We start from the raw sequence: 701 nt of genomic DNA, 5'->3' as shown, positions 1-701 counted from the left end.
TACGACGGTATCTGATCGTCTTCGATCCCCTAACTTTCGTTCCCTGATTAATGAAAACATCCTTGGCGAATGCTTTCGCAGTAGTTAGTCTTCAGCAAATCCAAGAATTTCACCTCTGACAGCTGAATACTGACGCCCCCGACTATCCCTATTAATCATTACGGCGGTCCTAGAAACCAACAAAATAGAACCACACGTCCTATTCTATTATTCCATGCTAATGTATTCGAGCAAAGGCCTGCTTTGAACACTCTAATTTTTTCACAGTAAAAGTCCTGGTTCCCCCCACAGCCAGTGAAGGCCATGAGGTTCCCCAGAAGGAAAGGTCCAGCCGGACCAGTACTCGCGGTGAGGCGGACCGGCCAGCCAGACCCAAGGTTCAACTACGAGCTTTTTAACTGCAACAACTTTAATATACGCTATTGGAGCTGGAATTACCGCGGCTGCTGGCACCAGACTTGCCCTCCAATGGGTCCTCGCCCATGGGTTTAGGATACGCTCATTCCAATTACAGGGCCTCGAAAGAGACCTGTATTGTTATTTTTCGTCACTACCTCTCCGAGTCGGAAATGGGTAATTTGCGCGCCTGCTGCCTTCCTTGGATGTGGTAGCCGTTTCTCAGGCTCCCTCTCCGGAATCGAACCCTGATTCCCCGTTACCCGTGGTCACCATGGTAGGCGCCTAAAGTACCATCGAAAGTT

The 701-nt window shown here is 49.5% G+C and carries 1 rRNA gene; it reads right to left on the bottom strand.

Going from position 1 to position 701, the window contains the following annotated elements:
- A 16S ribosomal RNA gene (locus AX756_RS26255) occupies nt 1–701 on the bottom strand; the annotation flags it as partial.

The sequence above is a fragment of the Aliiruegeria sabulilitoris genome (assembly GCF_001558155.1).
Taxonomy (GTDB): Bacteria; Pseudomonadota; Alphaproteobacteria; order Rhodobacterales; family Rhodobacteraceae; genus Tropicimonas; species Tropicimonas sabulilitoris.
This window is presented reverse-complemented; position numbering and strand designations above follow the sequence as displayed.